This is a genomic window from Francisella sp. LA112445 (assembly GCF_012224145.1).
Lineage (GTDB): Bacteria > Pseudomonadota > Gammaproteobacteria > Francisellales > Francisellaceae > Francisella.
Map to the genome: position 1 here is coordinate 749278 of NZ_CP041030.1, position 16834 is coordinate 766111.

The following is a 16834-nucleotide window of genomic DNA, read 5'->3' on the forward strand; positions in this document are numbered from 1 at the left end:
GAAATATTTTAGAGTTAATCTAAAGTAAGAATGTTGTCAGTATCTGATTCACCAACCTTTTTAGGGTTAGCTGTCTCATCATCTTCACCTTCATTTACATTGATTCCATAACCAAATTCACGAGCATATATTCCTTGCTCTGTTTCTTTAGAAAATACTTCTAAAACAGCTTCCATAGGAATATTTACAGACATTGGTTCGCCATCAAAAGTAGCTTCGAATGTTATATGGTTATCATCTATATTTAGATTTTGAACTGCTTGTGGAGATAAGTCTAAAAGTATTTTTTTATCTTCATCTATATAGTTTGTTGGAACTACTACATCTTCATACTCTGTATCAATAAGTACGTATGGAGTAAAACCATGATCAACTAACCAATTGTATGTTGCCTTAACTATATAGGCTCTAAGCATAGCCATATTAAGCTCCTTCTCCTTTGATAGTTTTGATGAAACTAGGTTCACTAAGTAATTCTTTAATTTCTTTAATAATATTCTTATCTTTTGTAGGAATAGAAATCTTTAACTTAATGAAGTAATAAAAAACAAAAGTTATTATTAGAGTTAAAACATTAATGTTTTGAGCATCTGGATTGCTCTCAGCATTTACTTCTCTTTCATTAACAATTGTTCTATATGTGCTAATCAAATCTTTCTGCATCGCTTTTTTAATTTCCTCTGCTTCTTCTTCACCTAAGTAAGGATTTTGCAGAGAAGTGATGTTTTGTAAGAATGTTTTATTAACGTGTTCTAATAGAATTCTCGCATTAGCTCGCTGTTTTGGGAAAACAGGAAACATAGGAGGGAAAGGGTATAAGTCTTCAATAGCCTCTATAATTACATTAAGTCTATATACAGCAAAGTCTTCTGTAGTTAATGTAGGAATATTGCCATTTGGTGTAATGATATTTAATTCTTCTAGATGTTTTGAGTTGTTTGGATCTGAAACATCTACAATTTTCGCATTAGCACCTTTGATAGATAGTATCATGCGTACGATGTCGCTATAGATATCATCCTTTTTTGTGTATAAAACCAAGGTTTTATCCTCCTAGTGATAATAAAATAAAAAGAATAATAAAAGAGTGTAATATAAAAAAGATATATTAACGCTTAGAGAACTGTCTTCTTCTACGAGCTTTTCTAAGACCAGGCTTTTTACGCTCAACTTTACGAGGGTCACGTGTAACGAAACCTGCTTCACGAAGAGCTGGTTTAAGATCTTCATCATACTCGATAAGAGCTCTAGTAACACCAAGACGGATAGCACCAGCTTGACCAGTAGTTCCACCACCTTTTACAGTTACTTTAAAATCAAAGTTATCTGTATTGTTAGTAAGTTCTAAAGGCTGTTTAACAACCATGCAATCTGTTTCACGACATAGGTATTGCTCTAATGGAAGACCATTAACGATGAATTGACCAGTACCTTTTTTCATAAATACACGAGCTACAGAACTTTTACGACGACCTGTACCATAATTATATTCTGACATTTTTACCATCCTTTATTAAATATTGTGAGCTTGAGGTTGTTGAGCTGTATGTGGGTGATTTTCACCTGCATAAACCTTTAACTTTTTGAACATTGCACGACCTAGTGGAGTTCTAGGAAGCATACCTTTTACAGCTTTTTCAATAGCTCTTTCTGGATGAGTTGCTATTAGCTTCTCAAAAGATACTGATTTGATACCGCCAATATAGCCTGTGTGGTGGTGGTAAATTTTACCTTTTCTTTTGTTACCAGTTACAGTTACTTTCTCAGCATTAACGATAACAACATAGTCACCAGTATCCATATGAGGAGTATATTCTGGCTTGTTTTTACCTCTTAGGATCATTGCTACTTCTGTAGCTAGACGACCTAAAGTTTTATCTGTAGCATCAATCAAAAGCCATTCTCTTTTGATATTTGATGGTTTTGCAGTAAACGTTTTCATCTTTTTTCCTTTATTTATTGTTGTCAATTACTCAGTTTTTGCAAAAAATTCTTAACTTTGCGAGTAAATATAGCTCGCACCACTTTAAAAATTTAAGCAGTCTATATAATACATTTTCTATGGTGGATAAGCAAATTATTTATCAAATATTTTTTATTTGCCTTCTTCCATTTTACTAATTGTATCGTGGCTGAAATTCTCTATATTGGTGTTTTGATATTTTTTAGTATCTGGAAGTATAATTTGGAAGTTATTTACTTTTTCTATTTGAGCATTAACTTGAGCTGACTGAAAACTATATACATGATAAACATGAGAGTTATCTTTCGTTATAAAATGAAAATGGAATCCTGGAACTGCTACACTAGATAAATATTTCGGACTATATATGCCTATAAGAGTTCCTTCAACATTTTTTAAATCATGGAATTTTTGATTTTTAGTAATCCACTGGCTTAAAGTATATCCTTTTTGAGCTGGTGGAATTGTTCTAGCATGAATTTTTGAGAATTTTCCAGTAATCTTAATTATATAAAAATAATTATCTCCATATAATTTGTTTTTGATGATAGATAGTATCTTTGAGATAGTTAAACTATTATAATTAGTGCTTATTTGTGGTTTTGAGAAACTAAACACATCCGCGAATGGAACGGTGATATTTCCTTTTAGAGGTATTGCTTTGCCACTAATATCGCTAAGGTAAGCTTTATCTTTAAATATTATCATTTCACCTTTAGCACCCTCTATTGTTCCAAGGCCATATTGACCTTTACTTTCTAAATCTTTTAGAGATGTGTCACTAGAGTATATACCGTTTGTTAATGATGTTATTGTACCTGCTTGATAGATTATATTTGAAGCAAATAAGTAATTTGAAATAGTTAAAAGACCTAATATTAGTAGTAATTTTTTCATGGTACCCCTTTTTGATTAGGTGTCTTAACTTTATAATAGTCATTCAATATATTTTTGCAATATTTAAAGTAGATTTGAGATATCAAAAGGTGATAAATATAGAAACTCTTGATCAAGTCTTAACTAGAAACTAATCTGTCAGCTTCTTTGTTTGACCTTCTAATACAGTTTTCAATAGCTAGTCTATCGAAGAAGTTTCCAGTTATATATAAGTCAGATATTTGTGAAAGCTCATTTTCTAAATCTTCTAAGAAAATACTGTGATTACTATGGTAGCAGGGTAGTAAGTTAGTTTTTTGATATGAGTGTAGAATATCAGATTGATCTATTTTTAGAAGTTTAGTGATTTTTTCAATTAGTTCCTCTGTAGTGGCATTAGTATGACAATGAAAAACTATAGCTCTATAATTAGGATCATCAACAACATCTCTAGAAACGGCAGAAAAGAAGAATTGTTCTTTACCAATCAAGCCGGCTAAGTTCTTAATATGACTAAGTCTAATTTTGTCAACGACTATTCCAATACTTGTAAGTTCAGACATTGTTGGTGAATATTTATGCTTAGCTATGTTAGGCAATATTTCTATTAAAAGTTCTTTCGTTACATTCCATGGAGTTGCTAAACAAACTCTTTGGGCGGTATAACTAGCTTTATCTGTAGTGACTAACCATTGGTTATCTTCATAAGAAATTTTTAAAACATTACCCTTAACAGAGTTTAGCTGTGAGTTTTCTATTATACTCGAAAGTCCATCTTTTAATGTAAAGCTTCTTGGGATACTTGTATCTCTATCGTATTTTTTAAAGAGATATTCCATAGGGAAGTCTTGGCTATCTTGAGAAAGTACCGCATTAAAACAATATTTTAATGTATTATCGTAATTGTCTTTGCCAAAAAGCTTTGAGGTGTACTGTTTTACAGTTTTATCATTTTTAGATATTTTTCTGTTTTTAATATAGTTATACGCAAGGCTAAAAAAGTTTAAGTTTTTGAAGATACTTTCAATTTGATTGTTTGGTTTAACTAATAAAAAAGGATGCTTTTTACGAGTAATAATGCTATCTGTAAGATTGTTTGATTTTATAAAATTTATCGTATCAGAGTAAGAATTGTATATCGTGTGAGCTCCCATCTCAAACCAAAAATCTTCATATTTTTGAGTATCGATACAACCACCATTTTTATTTTTCTCGATTATGAGATTTTCGATACCTAAATCATTTAGCTTTTTTGAAAAGCTAATTCCTGATATTCCACCACCGATAATTACTGTATTAATTTTACTCATTTGGTAATAAGACCCATAATTTACCTCTATTATTCATATGCCCAGCATTGAACTCTGCTTGCTTGCCATGCCCCCAAAAAACATCTCCACGAATAGCACCACGAATAGCGCCCCCAGTATCTTGAGCAATCATTAATCTATCAAGAGGAACTGTATCATTATGATTTTCTTTATAATAGTCTGTCTCTAACCACATTGGTATACCATATGGGTAGTATATATGATCAACAGCCAAAGAGTAGCCAGGTGTTAGTTCAACATCTTGAGCTCCTACAGCATTTTTATAATCAATATATCTAAAAAAGACAAATGAGGGATCATAATTTAGTACCTCATCAACTTTATCTTTATGGTTATCAAGCCACTCTTTTATTGATTGCATAGACATTTCTTTTGCAGTCATGTAGTTATGCTCAAGTAGGTATCTACCTATTGGTCTATAAGGATGTCCATTTTGACTATCATATCCTAGAAGTATATCTCCACTACTCGTTTGTATCCTTCCAGAACCTTGGATCTGTAAGAATGTACGATCTACTTTTGATTTTACCCAAACAAGTACATCTTTATTAGTAAATAGGTTACCATCAGATATTTGCTCTCTTGAATAGTATGGTACTAGCTTGCCATCTTTATTATATATGCCATAAGAGAAACTATCATCACCATTTGACTTTTTGACTAGATTACTTGGAGTTTTATAAATTGGAACATCATATTGTAATGTTTTTACTAGACTTCCTTTCATTGTAGGTTCGTAATATCCAGTGAAAATTCCAGTATCTTTATTTTTATCTTTTATAATTATTTGAAATGGGGTGAAGTTCTTTTCAAAAAATAATCTTGCTTGCTTAGATTTTTTAAAATTAGTTTTCTCTACTTTGTTACAGATGTTAAACCAACTTTTATACTCTGGTTTTTTTTCTTCAAGTATTTTGCTACATGATAACTTTAGAGCATCAAGAGATTTTAGTTGATTAGCATTATTCCAGTTTTTTAGATTTTTAAAAGTAGATTGTTTATATGTGATTTTGTCTGAATATTTGTCTGCAAAATAATCAGCAACATTTATTTTCTTTTGCTTTTTAATAACCGGTTTTTTAGCTGTAGCAATATTTGTGGGTTTTTCTTTAATATTTTCCTTATTAGCAAAATTTGCACAGCTTGATACTACTAAAGTAAGTAAAATAATATTTATCTTTTTAAAGGCCTTCATTGTTTGTTTAATACTCATATTAAAAAAAACGATAATAATTTCTTGAAAATATCGAAATAATCACAATCTATAAAACATCTAACAAATTGTAGTATTAACAGAACTAAAAGTAAAAGGTTGTTTTATGAGTAAAGATGAAAAAAGTAATGTAGAAGATAAAAACCTAAAAAATGAAGCAGAAGCACAAGAGGAAGTTTCTAACAATGCTGTTGAGGAGTTATCTGTAGAAGAACAACTAGAAAGATCAAAAGATGCTATAAAAGAACTTGAAGAAACTTGTGATGCTATGAAAGATGAGGCTCTAAGAGCTAGAGCAGAGATGGAAAATGTTCGCAGAAGAGCAGAAAAAGAGGTTTCTAATGCACGTAAGTTTGGTATAGAGAAATTTGTTAAAGAGCTTTTGCCTGTAACAGATAGTATCGATCAAGCTCTAAAGCATGAGGTGAAACTTGAAGAAGCTATAGCTATGAAAGAAGGTATTGAGCTTACAGCTAAAATGCTTTTTGATATCTTAAAAAACAATGGTTTAGAAGAGCTTGATCCAAAAGGGGAGAAGTTCGATCCAAATATTCATGAAGCTATGGCTATGATACCAAACCCTGAGTTAGAAGATAATACTGTTTTTGAAGTTTTCCAAAAAGGGTATCTATTAAATGGTCGAGTAGTTAGAGCGGCAAAAGTTGTTGTTGTAAAAAATTAAAAAAGTTCTTGAAAAAAAATAAACTACATCCATCTATTAGCTAGATGGTTTTGAAAATTACTTAATTTTAAAATAAATAAATTATAAAACAGGAGAAACAAATGGGAAAAATAATAGGAATAGATTTAGGAACTACTAACTCTTGTCTTGCTATCATGGATGGTAAGAATGCTAAAGTTATTGAAAATGCTGAAGGTCACAGAACTACTCCTTCAGTTGTAGCATATGCTGATGGTGGCGAAATCTTAGTAGGTCAATCAGCTAAAAGACAGGCTGTAACAAACCCTGATAATACTTTCTTTGCTATCAAGAGACTTATTGGTCGTAAGTATGATGACAAAGCAGTACAAGATGATATCAAAAAGAAAGTTCCTTATGCAGTAGTTAAAGCTGATAATGGTGATGCTTGGGTTGCTACTAAAGAAGGTAAGAAAATGGCTCCACCTCAAGTATCTGCTGAAATCTTAAGAAAGATGAAAAAAACTGCAGAAGAGTTTTTAGGTGAAACAGTTTCTGAAGCTGTAATTACAGTACCTGCTTACTTTAACGATAGCCAAAGACAAGCTACAAAAGATGCTGGTAAGATCGCTGGTCTTGATGTTAAAAGAATCATCAACGAGCCTACAGCTGCAGCATTAGCTTATGGTGTTGACTCTAAAAAAGGTGAGCAAACTGTAGCAGTTTATGACTTAGGTGGTGGTACATTTGATATCTCAATTATTGAAATTGCTGATGTTGATGGTGATAACCAAATCGAAGTATTATCAACAAATGGTGATACTTTCTTAGGTGGTGAAGATTTCGATTTAGCTTTAATGGACTATTTAATTGACGAGTTCAAAAAAGAGCAAGGTATAGATCTTCATAATGATAAGTTAGCTCTACAAAGAGTTAGAGAAGCAGCAGAAAAGGCTAAAGTAGAATTATCATCTGCAAGCCAAACAGATGTAAATCTACCATATATTACAGCTGATGCTACAGGGCCTAAGCATTTAAACATCAAGATAACTAGAGCTAAGTTTGAGTCTTTAGTTGGTGATTTAGTTGCTAGATCTTTAGAGCCTTGTAAAAAAGCTTTAGAAGATGCTGGTTTAAGCAAATCTGATATCACAGAAGTACTATTAGTAGGTGGACAAACTCGTATGCCTCTAGTGCAAGAGAAAGTAAAAGAGTTCTTTGGTAAAGAGCCACGTAAAGATGTAAACCCTGATGAAGCTGTAGCAGTAGGTGCAGCTATTCAAGGTGGCGTATTAGCGGGTGATGTTAAAGATGTACTTTTACTAGATGTAACTCCACTTTCTCTAGGTATTGAGACAATGGGTGGTGTTATGACTAAGCTTATCGAGAGAAATACGACTATCCCTACTAAGAAGTCACAAGTATTCTCTACAGCTGAAGATAACCAACCTGCGGTAACTATTCATGTACTTCAAGGTGAGCGTGAAATGGCTTCTGCAAACAAATCTTTAGGTCGATTTGATTTAGCAGATATCCCACCAGCTCCTCGTGGTATGCCACAAATCGAGGTAACATTTGATATAGATGCAAACGGTATCTTAAATGTATCTGCTAAGGATAAAGCTACTGGTAAAGAGCAAAATATTGTAATTAAATCTTCTAGTGGTATATCTGAAGAAGATATCGAGAAAATGGTGCAAGATGCAGAAGCTAACGCTGAAGCAGATAAGAAGTTCCATGATCTTGTAGGTGCTAGAAATACTGCTGATAACTTAATTCATAGCTCTAGAAAAGCAATTGGAGAGCTAGGTGATAAAGTAACAGCTGAAGAAAAAGATAAAATTGAAGAAGCTTGTAAAGATCTAGAATCAGTAGTTAAAGGTGATGACAAAGATGCGATCGAAGCTAAAACTAAAGCCTTAGAAGAAGCTTTTGCTCCAATAGCTCAAAAAGCATATGCAGATCAAGCAGCAGGTGCTCAAGGTGGAGCTCAAGCTGAAGAGCCTAAGAAGGATGAAGACGTCGTTGATGCTGATTTTGAAGATGTTGAAGACGAGAAAAAATAAATAATTCTTTAAAGTAATCACTAAAGTGTGGTTTATCCACACTTATCTTTTTGTTATAATTATACGTTCCAAAATTTTAGGTTAATTAAAATGCAACAGAAATGTTACTATGAAATTCTAAATGTATCAAAGACAGCTTCGGGCGTTGAGATCAAAAGAGCTTATAGAAAGCTTGCAATGAAATATCACCCAGATCGTAATCCTGATGATAAAGAAGCTGAGCTTAAATTCAAAGAAGTCTCTGAAGCTTATGAAATATTAAGCGATGATCAAAAAAGATCAAGATATGATCAGTTTGGTCATGCAGGTGTTAACCAACAAGGTGGTGCTGGAGCAGGTGCTGGTGGTTTTGGTGGGTTTGAAGATATCTTTGACACTTTCTTTGGTGGGGGTGCTTCTCGTGGCGGTGCTGGGAGATCTAGAGCATCTAGAGGTAGTGATCTAGAATATACACTAGAGATATCATTAGAAGAGGCATTCTTTGGTGTAGAAAAAGAGATAACTATACCAAGAATGGCTGCTTGTGATACTTGTGAAGGTACTGGATCAAAATCTAAGAGCAAGACAACTTGTCACGCATGTCATGGTCAAGGTACAATCAGAAGACAGCAAGGCTTTTTTGCTTTTGAGCAAACTTGTCCAGCTTGTAACGGTTCTGGATCTAATATTTCAGACCCATGTGATGCATGTTATGGAAATGGTAAGGTTAAGAAGCAAAAAACTCTAAAAGTTAAAATACCAGAAGGTGTTGATAACGGAGATAGAATCAGATTACATGGTGAAGGAGATTCCGGATCTAATGGCAGCATGAATGGTGACCTTTATGTCCAGATCTTAATCAAAGATCACAAAATCTTTGAAAGAAGAGAAATGAACCTTTACTGTGAGATGCCGATAAGCTTTACTAAAGCTTGTCTTGGTGGAGAAATTAAGGTTCCAACATTAGATGGTGAGGTTGTATTAAAAGTTATTCCAGAAACTCAAACAGGTAAAGTTTTCCGTTTAAGAGAGAAAGGTATGAAATCTCTAAGAGGTCATAGAAGAGGAGATTTACTTTGTAAGGTAGTAGTGGAAACACCTGTAAATCTAAATGCTGAACAAAAAGAACTTTTAGAAAAATTTGCTGATAGTTTAGGTGAAGATTATCAAAGTAAGCATTCGCCAAAAAGTAAATCTTGGTTTGATAATGTAAAAGACTATGCTAAGAGCTTCTTTGAATAATTAATCATAACTTTTATCTTTAATAGTTATTTCTGAGAAAATAACATTCTTTACCACCTTCTAGAAAACCTAGACGTTTAATTAATGCGATTGACGCTATATTTCTTTTACCTATAGAAGCTTTTATTTCTATGACTTTATAAGTTTTAAATAGCTCTGTTATAACACAATTTACGGTTTCTGTAGCAATTCCCTTTCTCCAATAAGCTGGAAAAATAACATATCCTAAAATAGCTGTTTTTTCTAAAATAGGGATAGTTGCTTGGACATATCCAATATATTTTTCTGATTTCTTACATTTGATTATCCAGTTTAACCAAATATATTTATTATCTGGAGATATTTGTTTTTCTCGCTGTTTATATTTGATTTCTAATTTATCTAGAGAAGATGGCGGTGTGTCATCTATATAATCATATATCTGTTTATCTTGTAATAAATTAAATATTTTCCTTGCATGTTCTTGTTTAAGAGGTTCTAATTCAAACCTATCAGTCAGTAAAGGTGTTTTGTTTAGCATTCAGTATTTTACAAATTTTTCCTAAATTTATCTTATTAAAGTTAAGATCATATTTATATAGATAATTAGCAATTTTATTAGAATATTGGAGTAATTGGCAAGCCAATAAATATCTCAAGATAACTACAAACTATACCTTTTAAAGAGGGGGTCATACTCATAAAACAAATAATAAAAAAACAAAAAATAGCTGTATAAAGCTACTTATTTAGTAAATATACTTGGTAGACTAAAATTATTAAGTTTTATTTAAAATAACATTAAGAAGGTGGAGTATCTATGAAACAAACAAAAGGATATGTTTATATTATAATGATTTTAGGAGCCTTAGGTGGGATCTTATATGGCTATGATTTAGGTGTAATGAATGCAGCAGTCATTTTTATAAATAAAGAAATAATAATGTCTCATGGGCAAGAGTCTTTACTTTTAGGCTCCGTTTTAGGAGGGGCGCTTTAGCTACTTTATTTGCAGGTAAGGTGTCAGATATTATTGGTAGAAAAGTTTCTATTTTAATATCTTGTGTGATCTTTATTTTAAGTACATTTATTATTATGAATGCACATGGTTATGATAGTTTATTAATTGGTAGATTAGTGCAAGGTATAGCTGTTGGTATTGTTACTATAGTAATTCCTTTGTATATAGTAGAAGTTATGCCAGAAAATCTTAGAGGTAAAGGTATTGCGCTATTTCAGCTAATGCTTACACTTGGTATTGTGGGTGCTGGTTATGTAGGATATGAATTTACTAAATGGTTTCCTAGTAATGGCCACTGGAGAGATATGTTTGGAACATCTATGGTACCTGCAATTATTCTTTTAATTGGAGGATTGATATTTCTACCTACATCATCTAGATGGTTATTTATGAAAGGAAAAGCTGAGAAAGCAAAAGCTAATTTACGTAAGATATATAATGAAAATATAGTTGAGTATGAGTATGAAAAGATAAAAAAAAGTATTGGTGCAGGAGCAACATTTAAGGATTTTTTAGCAGGATTTAAAGATAAAAGAGTAGTGGTACTTTTTGTATCTGTAGCTTTAATTGCTATGCTTCAGCAGTTAACTGGGATTAATACATTTTTACAGTATAGTGCAAGCTTGTTAGTCCAGTCTGGTTTGACAGCTTCAACAACAGCGGTATTTAGTTCTACTGCAATAATGCTAATTAACTTTGTAGTCACTATTGTGGCTTTATGTTTGATTGATTATGCTGGAAGAAGACCTTTAGTTTTATTTGGAACCTTTGTAGTGTTTTTAGCGTTAGCTTTAATGGCAATTTGTTATTACTCTCTAGGTGCTAGCTCACTAAAAGGCTACTGTATGTTAATTCTTTTATGTGTATTTATCATAGGTTATGCAGTAGGTCCTGGTGTGTGTATTTGGGCTTTGTTATCAGAGCCTCTTCCAAATAAGATGAGAAGTGTAGGGATGTCCATTGCTTTATTCTTAAACTCTGGAATGTCTTTCTTATATGGCTCTTTATTTTTACCTTTATCAGCGCATATTGGTTTTGCGGGATTATTTGTTATAAGTGCTATTTCTGCATTGATATATCATATTCTTGTTAGAAAGAATATTCCTGAAACTGGTAATTTATCTCTAGAAGATATTGAAGATAACCTATATAAAGCATAAGGGGGAATTTAATGTTTATAACTAATGAAGATGTAATTAAATTTAAAGAAGAAGGTGTTGTTATAAAAAAACTTTTTTCTGAAGAACAAGTAGAGAAGCTTAAAAAAGCTGTTTATGATTCTTTTATTCCTGAGTATGTTAAGAAAGAAAAAAAAATGGCAAATATTCAATTCTTACAACCAAGAAATAGAGTAGATGCTTTACAAGAAGTTGCTGCAAATAAAGATATTCTAGAAGCCTGCTCAAAATTACTAGAGGGTGGAGAGCCTGTCATTGGAGGAGCTTCGCTTTTTTATGGCGAAAAAGGCATAGAGTATGTTCAAGGTTGGCATAGGGATTTACTACATGTGCCGGAAGATGAGATAGATGATTTTTGGTTTACAAAAGGCTATCATCATAATAATGTGCAAATAAATATAGCTTTAAATCATGATGAGAATCTTTGGTTTATTAAAGGTTCTCATAATCGTGAATTTACTGAAGAGGAGAAAAAGATCTTCGGTGATTCAAAAGTGATAGCAGATGTTAAGTATAAAGATTTACCAAATGCTGAAAAGGTAGTGTTAAAACCTGGAGAAGCAGCTTTTTATAATAATAATGCTCTACATAAAGGTTATGCAGGAACATTAAAATCTGATCGAATGGTTGTTCATTTGGGTTATCATTCGAATAAGTATGATCCAACATTTAATTTTTGTGTGATAAATCATCATGAGTTTACACCAGAATATCTAAATAGTTTGTCGGCCAGAGTTGAAAAATTATTACAAGATCATATCATTGAAAAAGAGCAACATCCTGAGGTAGAAAGGTTTTACCAATTACATCAGCAGTTTATAAATAGCGCATTTGAAACAAAGGAGAAGTAATGTAATGAAGGAAGTGCGGTGGGGAATTATCGGTTGTGGTAAAGTGACTGAAGTTAAAAGCGGACCAGCTTTTTATAAAGTTAAAGGCTCTAAGCTAGTAGCTGTTATGAGAAGAGATATTGAATTAGCTAAAGATTATGCAAAAAGACATAATGTACCGAAATATTATGATAATGCTGATGATTTGATTAATGATGCTGATGTTAATGCTATCTATATCGCGACACCACCGTCCTCTCACAAAGAATATACTATAAAAGCAGCAAACGCTGGTAAAGCTGTGTATGTCGAAAAGCCAATGGCAATGAACTATCAAGAATGCTTAGAGATGATAGCTGCTTGTAAAGAGAACAATGTGCCATTATATGTGGCGTATTATAAAAGGTCATTACCAAGGTATCAAAAGATAAGATCATTAATACATGATGAGAAAGTAATAGGTAATCCACGTTTTGTAAATTCTGTACTTTATGATCCTTTTGAAAAAAGATACCAAGATCCAGAAAACTTACCATGGCATGTTATCAAAGAGATTTCTGGAGGTGGTTTATTTATGGACGTTGGTTGTCATACCTTAGATATTTTAGATTATCTTTTAGGTAAGATAGTTGATGTAGAGTCACAGGTGACAAATCAAATTAATAAGTATCCAGTCGAAGATAGTGTTGCTATTAGCTTTTCTTTTGAAAATGGTGTCGTAGGGACAGGTATTTGGAATTTTAGTAGTTATACTAATTATGACAATATAGAAATCGTTGGAGATAAAGGTAAGATTAGTTTTTCCATGTTCGGAGAAGGACCTATAAAAATTGAGACAGAATCTCAAACACAAAGTATTTCTTTAAAACATCCAAAAAATGTTTCTATCGATATGGTTGAAGATGTTGTTAATTCAATTTTAGATAATAAAAACCATACTCTATCATCAGCAGAAATCTCAGCAAGAACAAATAAGTTAATTGACAAGGTTTATGCTGGTTAACTGGTTCATTTAAACTATCAAAAATTAAAATACTATTTTTGGTCTATATTTAATATTTCTACACTAGCGTATAGCATATAATTAGATGATTAATATCTTGCTTATTCTTTTTAGATGCTTAGTAAGAGAGTAGTTATTTTAATTAAAGAATTTAACAAATAGAGGAGGTTTATTCCTATGAGAAAGATTTTAGCAGGTTTGCTATTGGGCATGTTTATTGTCGTTGGCTGTTTTGCAAGTGATTCTATTAATCAAGATCAGCTAACAAATGCTATACAAAAAAGATTATACGAGCAAACAGGAGATAAAAAAGTATCTCAGGAGTTGACTAAGTTTATTATGTCTGATGTATTAACATGGAAAGCTAAGAGTATTGATATATCAAAAGCTAACTCAATATTAGCTTTCTCTTTTGGTAATGCATATGCTAAAAATGGTAATCAAAAACCAGGAAAAATGAATTATGAATTAGCTGATTTAGTCATCAGTATTTATAATAAAACACATCTTCCAGTATATGCTCAGTGGGAAATAGCTCAAGCAATCGGTAATAGAATACCACAAAAAGATTTACATACTATTTATCCAAAAGTTGATAGTCAAGGTAATTTAGTATACCTAGATACCAAAGGCGTTGCTAAAGAAGCAATAAAAGAAGTAAAAGGAGTAAATAATCTTGGTACAGCTGTAGTAATTGCTTTTAAAGAGCATGAATTAAGAGCGGTAAGAACATCCCAAGCTTTGGGTATAAAAGCATTTGCTCCAAAAGGTTATAAATTACCAGATACTTATGATAAATATTCAGGCCAACCATGGACTCGTGATAAGTTAACATTTATGCTTTATGAGATTAGAACTAGAGCAAATATATATAGAGAAAATTTAAATGGTATGATTAGTAAGAAATAACTAATTTTAAAGAAGTTTTATTTCTCCACACCAACAGCATAGTATATTACAACCATCGGGACCAGAGGTTACAGAATGCTCTGATTCAATAGGATTGATAAAGAAATCTCCAGCCTTAAAACTTCCTCTTTCATCAGTCATTGATCCTTTTATGACATATACCCATTCTATATCAGGGTGGATATGTTTACTCAACTTAGCAGAAGGATCTAAACGAATAAAATCTATGCGGTCGTAGACAAAGCACCACGGGTTTACCCGTGGGTATCTATTTGAAAATTTCTATCTTCATCTCTAGCTAGGAGTCTCTTTGAAACTCCCTTTTTAAAGTTTTCTAGCTCTTTAATATCATTTATATTAATCTTCATTTTATTTAATTCTTTAATAAGATATTTAAAGTATAGATAAGTTATAGGATAGTATCCATAGTTAATATATGCTATAGAAAAACATAAATGGTTATCTTTTAATAAGATATTACTATCTGCTTAGAAAATACTCATTGATTCACACATCATTAAAAAACAACAAAAACAGATTGCTAAAGTAATTATATTAAAATTATATTTCTTTGTGGCTAAAGATATTACTAACCAGCTTAGCATTCCCCATATGATGCCTTGAGAAATAGACAAAGTTAGTGGCATTAGTACAATAGTTAAAAATGCTGGTATAGTCTGAGAAAGATCATCCCACTCTATAAATCTAACAGAAGAAAGCATATGGCTACCAATAATAACTAATGCTGGAGCAACAACAAACATAGGTACCATTTCTACAACAGGTGATAAGAATAAAAATGGTAAAAATAATACTCCTACAGTTATTGCGACTAGGCCGCTTTTACCACCTATAGAAATCCCAACCGCAGACTCAACGTATACAGAAGATGGGGATGTACCAAATAATCCAGAAAATAAAGATGAAAAAGAATCTACAAGTAAAGACTCTCTCATTCTAATAGGATTACCATCTTCATCTAGAGTATTAGCTACACTAGCTAAGCCTACAATAGTTCCAGTACTATCAAAGATATTTATAAATAAAAAGGAAAAGATTGCTGGTATAGTCGCTATCTTTAAACTCCCAAGCCAATCTATAGAGAAAAATAGAGAAAAGTCAGGCATAGAAAAGAAGTGTTTAGGAATCTCCATAACAGTTTCTGTACCTATAACTCTACCAAAAGGTAAGGATAACAAGCATCCAACAAATATCATAATAAGCATTGCTGTTTTAACTTTTCTACACGTTAGGATAATTAGTAAAAATAGACAAATTATGAAAATTCCTGTATGAACAGAGATTGGTGCTATCTCTAAGAGAGAAGACGGTGATTTTTCAATAAACCCAGCATTGTAAAAGCCAACTAAAGCAACAAAAACACCAATACCTGCACCTATACCATTTTTTACGCCAACAGGGATTGCATCTAAGATTTTAGCTCGGACATTAAAGATTGCTAACAGTGCAAAGATTACTCCAGACCAAAAAACTGTTCCTAAAGCTGTTTGCCAAGGGATATGCCAAATATCAACAATAGTGTATGCAAAAAAGACATTCATACCCATTGCTGGGGCTACTGCATATGGATTTTTAGCATACAATCCCATAGCGATTGAAGATAAAGCAGAAATCATGACTGTACTAGTTACTATAGCATTAGCAGGCATACCTGTTTGACTTAAGATTTTTGTATTAACGATGATAATATAAATCATTGTTAAGAAGGTTGATAGTCCTGCAATTAGTTCTACTTTGTATGATGTAAATTCGTTACCAAAGAGTTTATTCATAAAGAGTTTATTCCATTAAAATTTTAATAATATTCGAGTTGAGAGTTAGATTGTACTATTTATCAAATTTCGGTGTAAGGGCAGATGTCCTTTTATGATGGCTGCGATTATGCCAAAAGCTTATCCTTTCTAAAGCTTGTTCAGAGACTTCTTTACCATCTAAGAAATTATCAATTTCAGAATATGTAACTCCCATTTCATCTTCATCAGTTTGACCTTGCCATAATCCAGCAGAAGGAGCTTTATCTAAAATGTTTTGAGGAACTTCTAGATATTTACCAAGCTCAAAAACTTGAGATTTTTTGAGGTTAACTAATGGAAGAATATCTGCTGCACCATCACCAAATTTTGTAAAGTATCCCATATACCATTCACAAGCGTTATCTGTACCAATAACAATGCGATTATTTTGCTGGGCATAAGCATATAAATACATCATTCTAAAACGTGCTTGAGCATTACCTTTAATTACATGCTGACGATTGTTATCAGAATTTGTAAAAGCTTGTGTAGAGTCTAAAAATGTTTCATAAACAGGTTGAATAGGAACTATATGATGAGGAATATTTAATTTATTTATAAGCGCTATGGCATCATGCATATCTTGGTCTTGATTATTTTTTGAGGGCATTATTAGTGCTGTTACAGGAAGGTCTGTTTTGGCAGCTAATGAAGCAGCTACTGCTGAATCTATACCACCACTTATACCGATTACAAAACCTTCAGCAGGGTAGTTTAGGCAACTTTCTTTTAGCCATTTTGTAATTTTCTTTGAATAATCACTTACTTCGAAATTCTTCACAATATTCAT

At 32.2% G+C, this 16834-nt stretch carries 19 protein-coding genes; 8 read left to right on the forward strand and 11 right to left on the reverse strand.

The genetic code is table 11. The annotated features are described in order from the left end of the window. Positions 1-14 precede the first annotated feature (14 nt). The 7 genes from FIP56_RS03690 to FIP56_RS03720 all read right to left on the reverse strand — a co-directional run bounded on the left by FIP56_RS03690 (position 15) and on the right by FIP56_RS03720 (position 5398). Positions 15-422 (reverse strand): ClpXP protease specificity-enhancing factor, encoded by a 408-nt coding sequence (locus FIP56_RS03690; RefSeq protein WP_192577612.1) that lies wholly within the window; start codon positions 420-422, stop codon positions 15-17. 1 nt (position 423) lies between these two features. Beyond that, the gene (locus tag FIP56_RS03695; protein ID WP_192577613.1) at positions 424-1041 is read right to left on the reverse strand and encodes a glutathione S-transferase N-terminal domain-containing protein; all 618 of its coding nucleotides are present in this window, start codon (positions 1039-1041) and stop codon (positions 424-426) included. Between the two features lie 67 nt (positions 1042-1108). Then, positions 1109-1498: a 30S ribosomal protein S9 gene (gene rpsI / locus FIP56_RS03700; protein ID WP_192577614.1), complete on the reverse strand. Its 390-nt coding sequence runs from the start codon at positions 1496-1498 to the stop codon at positions 1109-1111. A gap of 15 nt (positions 1499-1513) precedes the next feature. Further along, positions 1514-1942 carry a 50S ribosomal protein L13 gene (gene rplM, locus FIP56_RS03705; protein WP_192577615.1) on the reverse strand — a complete coding sequence of 143 codons (429 nt, stop codon included), beginning with the start codon at positions 1940-1942 and terminating at the stop codon, positions 1514-1516. A 153-nt stretch (positions 1943-2095) separates the two neighbouring features. Then, on the reverse strand, positions 2096-2860 hold the full coding sequence (gene budA / locus FIP56_RS03710; RefSeq protein ID WP_192577616.1) for an acetolactate decarboxylase: 765 nt from the start codon (positions 2858-2860) through the stop codon (positions 2096-2098). Positions 2861-2979: 119 nt separating this feature from the next. Then, positions 2980-4149 carry an NAD(P)-binding protein gene (locus FIP56_RS03715; RefSeq protein WP_192577617.1) on the reverse strand — a complete coding sequence of 390 codons (1170 nt, stop codon included), beginning with the start codon at positions 4147-4149 and terminating at the stop codon, positions 2980-2982. Further along, positions 4142-5398, reverse strand: coding sequence for an MltA domain-containing protein (locus tag FIP56_RS03720; protein ID WP_245323103.1), 1257 nt, complete (start codon positions 5396-5398; stop codon positions 4142-4144). The genes FIP56_RS03715 and FIP56_RS03720 overlap by 8 nt, the downstream gene beginning before the upstream one ends. 91 nt (positions 5399-5489) lie before the next feature. On the opposite strand from FIP56_RS03720, the gene grpE reads away from it, so the two are divergent. The 3 genes from grpE (at position 5490) to dnaJ (ending at position 9310) form a co-directional block, all read left to right on the forward strand. After that, positions 5490-6065, forward strand: coding sequence for a nucleotide exchange factor GrpE (gene grpE / locus FIP56_RS03725; protein WP_192577619.1), 576 nt, complete (start codon positions 5490-5492; stop codon positions 6063-6065). Between the two features lie 101 nt (positions 6066-6166). Further along, positions 6167-8089 (forward strand): molecular chaperone DnaK, encoded by a 1923-nt coding sequence (gene dnaK, locus FIP56_RS03730; RefSeq protein ID WP_192577620.1) that lies wholly within the window; start codon positions 6167-6169, stop codon positions 8087-8089. Positions 8090-8179: 90 nt separating this feature from the next. Then, positions 8180-9310: a molecular chaperone DnaJ gene (gene dnaJ / locus FIP56_RS03735; RefSeq protein WP_192577621.1), complete on the forward strand. Its 1131-nt coding sequence runs from the start codon at positions 8180-8182 to the stop codon at positions 9308-9310. Positions 9311-9329: 19 nt separating this feature from the next. Here dnaJ and FIP56_RS03740 read toward each other — a convergent pair whose 3' ends face one another. Further along, a complete protein-coding gene (locus FIP56_RS03740; RefSeq protein WP_192577622.1) occupies positions 9330-9830 on the reverse strand; it encodes a GNAT family N-acetyltransferase in 501 nt (166 codons plus the stop codon). A 279-nt stretch (positions 9831-10109) separates the two neighbouring features. Between FIP56_RS03740 and FIP56_RS03745 the strand changes: the two genes are divergently transcribed. The 5 genes from FIP56_RS03745 to FIP56_RS03765 all read left to right on the forward strand — a co-directional run bounded on the left by FIP56_RS03745 (position 10110) and on the right by FIP56_RS03765 (position 14230). Next, positions 10110-10289, forward strand: a complete 180-nt coding sequence (locus FIP56_RS03745; RefSeq protein ID WP_192577623.1) for a sugar porter family MFS transporter — start codon at positions 10110-10112, stop codon at positions 10287-10289. A gap of 20 nt (positions 10290-10309) precedes the next feature. Continuing rightward, a complete protein-coding gene (locus FIP56_RS03750) occupies positions 10310-11470 on the forward strand; it encodes a sugar porter family MFS transporter (protein ID WP_192577624.1) in 1161 nt (386 codons plus the stop codon). Between the two features lie 11 nt (positions 11471-11481). Then, positions 11482-12339, forward strand: a complete 858-nt coding sequence (locus FIP56_RS03755) for a phytanoyl-CoA dioxygenase family protein (RefSeq protein ID WP_192577625.1) — start codon at positions 11482-11484, stop codon at positions 12337-12339. A 4-nt stretch (positions 12340-12343) separates the two neighbouring features. Next, positions 12344-13321: a Gfo/Idh/MocA family oxidoreductase gene (locus tag FIP56_RS03760; RefSeq protein ID WP_192577626.1), complete on the forward strand. Its 978-nt coding sequence runs from the start codon at positions 12344-12346 to the stop codon at positions 13319-13321. A 177-nt stretch (positions 13322-13498) separates the two neighbouring features. Continuing rightward, entirely contained in the window at positions 13499-14230 is a 732-nt protein-coding gene (locus tag FIP56_RS03765) for a hypothetical protein (RefSeq protein ID WP_209451857.1), read from the forward strand. A gap of 6 nt (positions 14231-14236) precedes the next feature. Here the strand turns inward: FIP56_RS03765 and FIP56_RS10330 are convergent, their stop codons facing one another. The 3 genes from FIP56_RS10330 to nadE form a co-directional block, all read right to left on the reverse strand. Next, positions 14237-14425, reverse strand: a complete 189-nt coding sequence (locus tag FIP56_RS10330) for a cupin domain-containing protein (protein WP_245323093.1) — start codon at positions 14423-14425, stop codon at positions 14237-14239. Positions 14426-14718: 293 nt separating this feature from the next. After that, positions 14719-16023: an NCS2 family permease gene (locus tag FIP56_RS03775; protein ID WP_192577627.1), complete on the reverse strand. Its 1305-nt coding sequence runs from the start codon at positions 16021-16023 to the stop codon at positions 14719-14721. Positions 16024-16078: 55 nt separating this feature from the next. Next, positions 16079-16834, reverse strand: a complete 756-nt coding sequence (nadE, locus tag FIP56_RS03780) for an NAD(+) synthase (RefSeq protein ID WP_192577628.1) — start codon at positions 16832-16834, stop codon at positions 16079-16081.

What these genes read in the sequence shown, in the direction of transcription:
- dnaK (WP_192577620.1), top strand. Translation starts at nt 6,167, where the DNA reads ATGGGAAAAATAATAGGAATAGATTTAGGAACTACTAACTCTTGTCTT.
- FIP56_RS03775 (WP_192577627.1), bottom strand. Translation starts at nt 16,023, where the DNA reads ATGAATAAACTCTTTGGTAACGAATTTACATCATACAAAGTAGAACTA.
- FIP56_RS03755 (WP_192577625.1), top strand. Translation starts at nt 11,482, where the DNA reads ATGTTTATAACTAATGAAGATGTAATTAAATTTAAAGAAGAAGGTGTT.
- FIP56_RS03740 (WP_192577622.1), bottom strand. Translation starts at nt 9,830, where the DNA reads ATGCTAAACAAAACACCTTTACTGACTGATAGGTTTGAATTAGAACCT.
- nadE (WP_192577628.1), bottom strand. Translation starts at nt 16,834, where the DNA reads ATGAATATTGTGAAGAATTTCGAAGTAAGTGATTATTCAAAGAAAATT.
- budA (WP_192577616.1), bottom strand. Translation starts at nt 2,860, where the DNA reads ATGAAAAAATTACTACTAATATTAGGTCTTTTAACTATTTCAAATTAC.
- rplM (WP_192577615.1), bottom strand. Translation starts at nt 1,942, where the DNA reads ATGAAAACGTTTACTGCAAAACCATCAAATATCAAAAGAGAATGGCTT.
- FIP56_RS03745 (WP_192577623.1), top strand. Translation starts at nt 10,110, where the DNA reads ATGAAACAAACAAAAGGATATGTTTATATTATAATGATTTTAGGAGCC.
- FIP56_RS03690 (WP_192577612.1), bottom strand. Translation starts at nt 422, where the DNA reads ATGGCTATGCTTAGAGCCTATATAGTTAAGGCAACATACAATTGGTTA.
- FIP56_RS03765 (WP_209451857.1), top strand. Translation starts at nt 13,499, where the DNA reads ATGAGAAAGATTTTAGCAGGTTTGCTATTGGGCATGTTTATTGTCGTT.
- rpsI (WP_192577614.1), bottom strand. Translation starts at nt 1,498, where the DNA reads ATGTCAGAATATAATTATGGTACAGGTCGTCGTAAAAGTTCTGTAGCT.
- grpE (WP_192577619.1), top strand. Translation starts at nt 5,490, where the DNA reads ATGAGTAAAGATGAAAAAAGTAATGTAGAAGATAAAAACCTAAAAAAT.
- FIP56_RS03760 (WP_192577626.1), top strand. Translation starts at nt 12,344, where the DNA reads ATGAAGGAAGTGCGGTGGGGAATTATCGGTTGTGGTAAAGTGACTGAA.
- FIP56_RS03715 (WP_192577617.1), bottom strand. Translation starts at nt 4,149, where the DNA reads ATGAGTAAAATTAATACAGTAATTATCGGTGGTGGAATATCAGGAATT.
- dnaJ (WP_192577621.1), top strand. Translation starts at nt 8,180, where the DNA reads ATGCAACAGAAATGTTACTATGAAATTCTAAATGTATCAAAGACAGCT.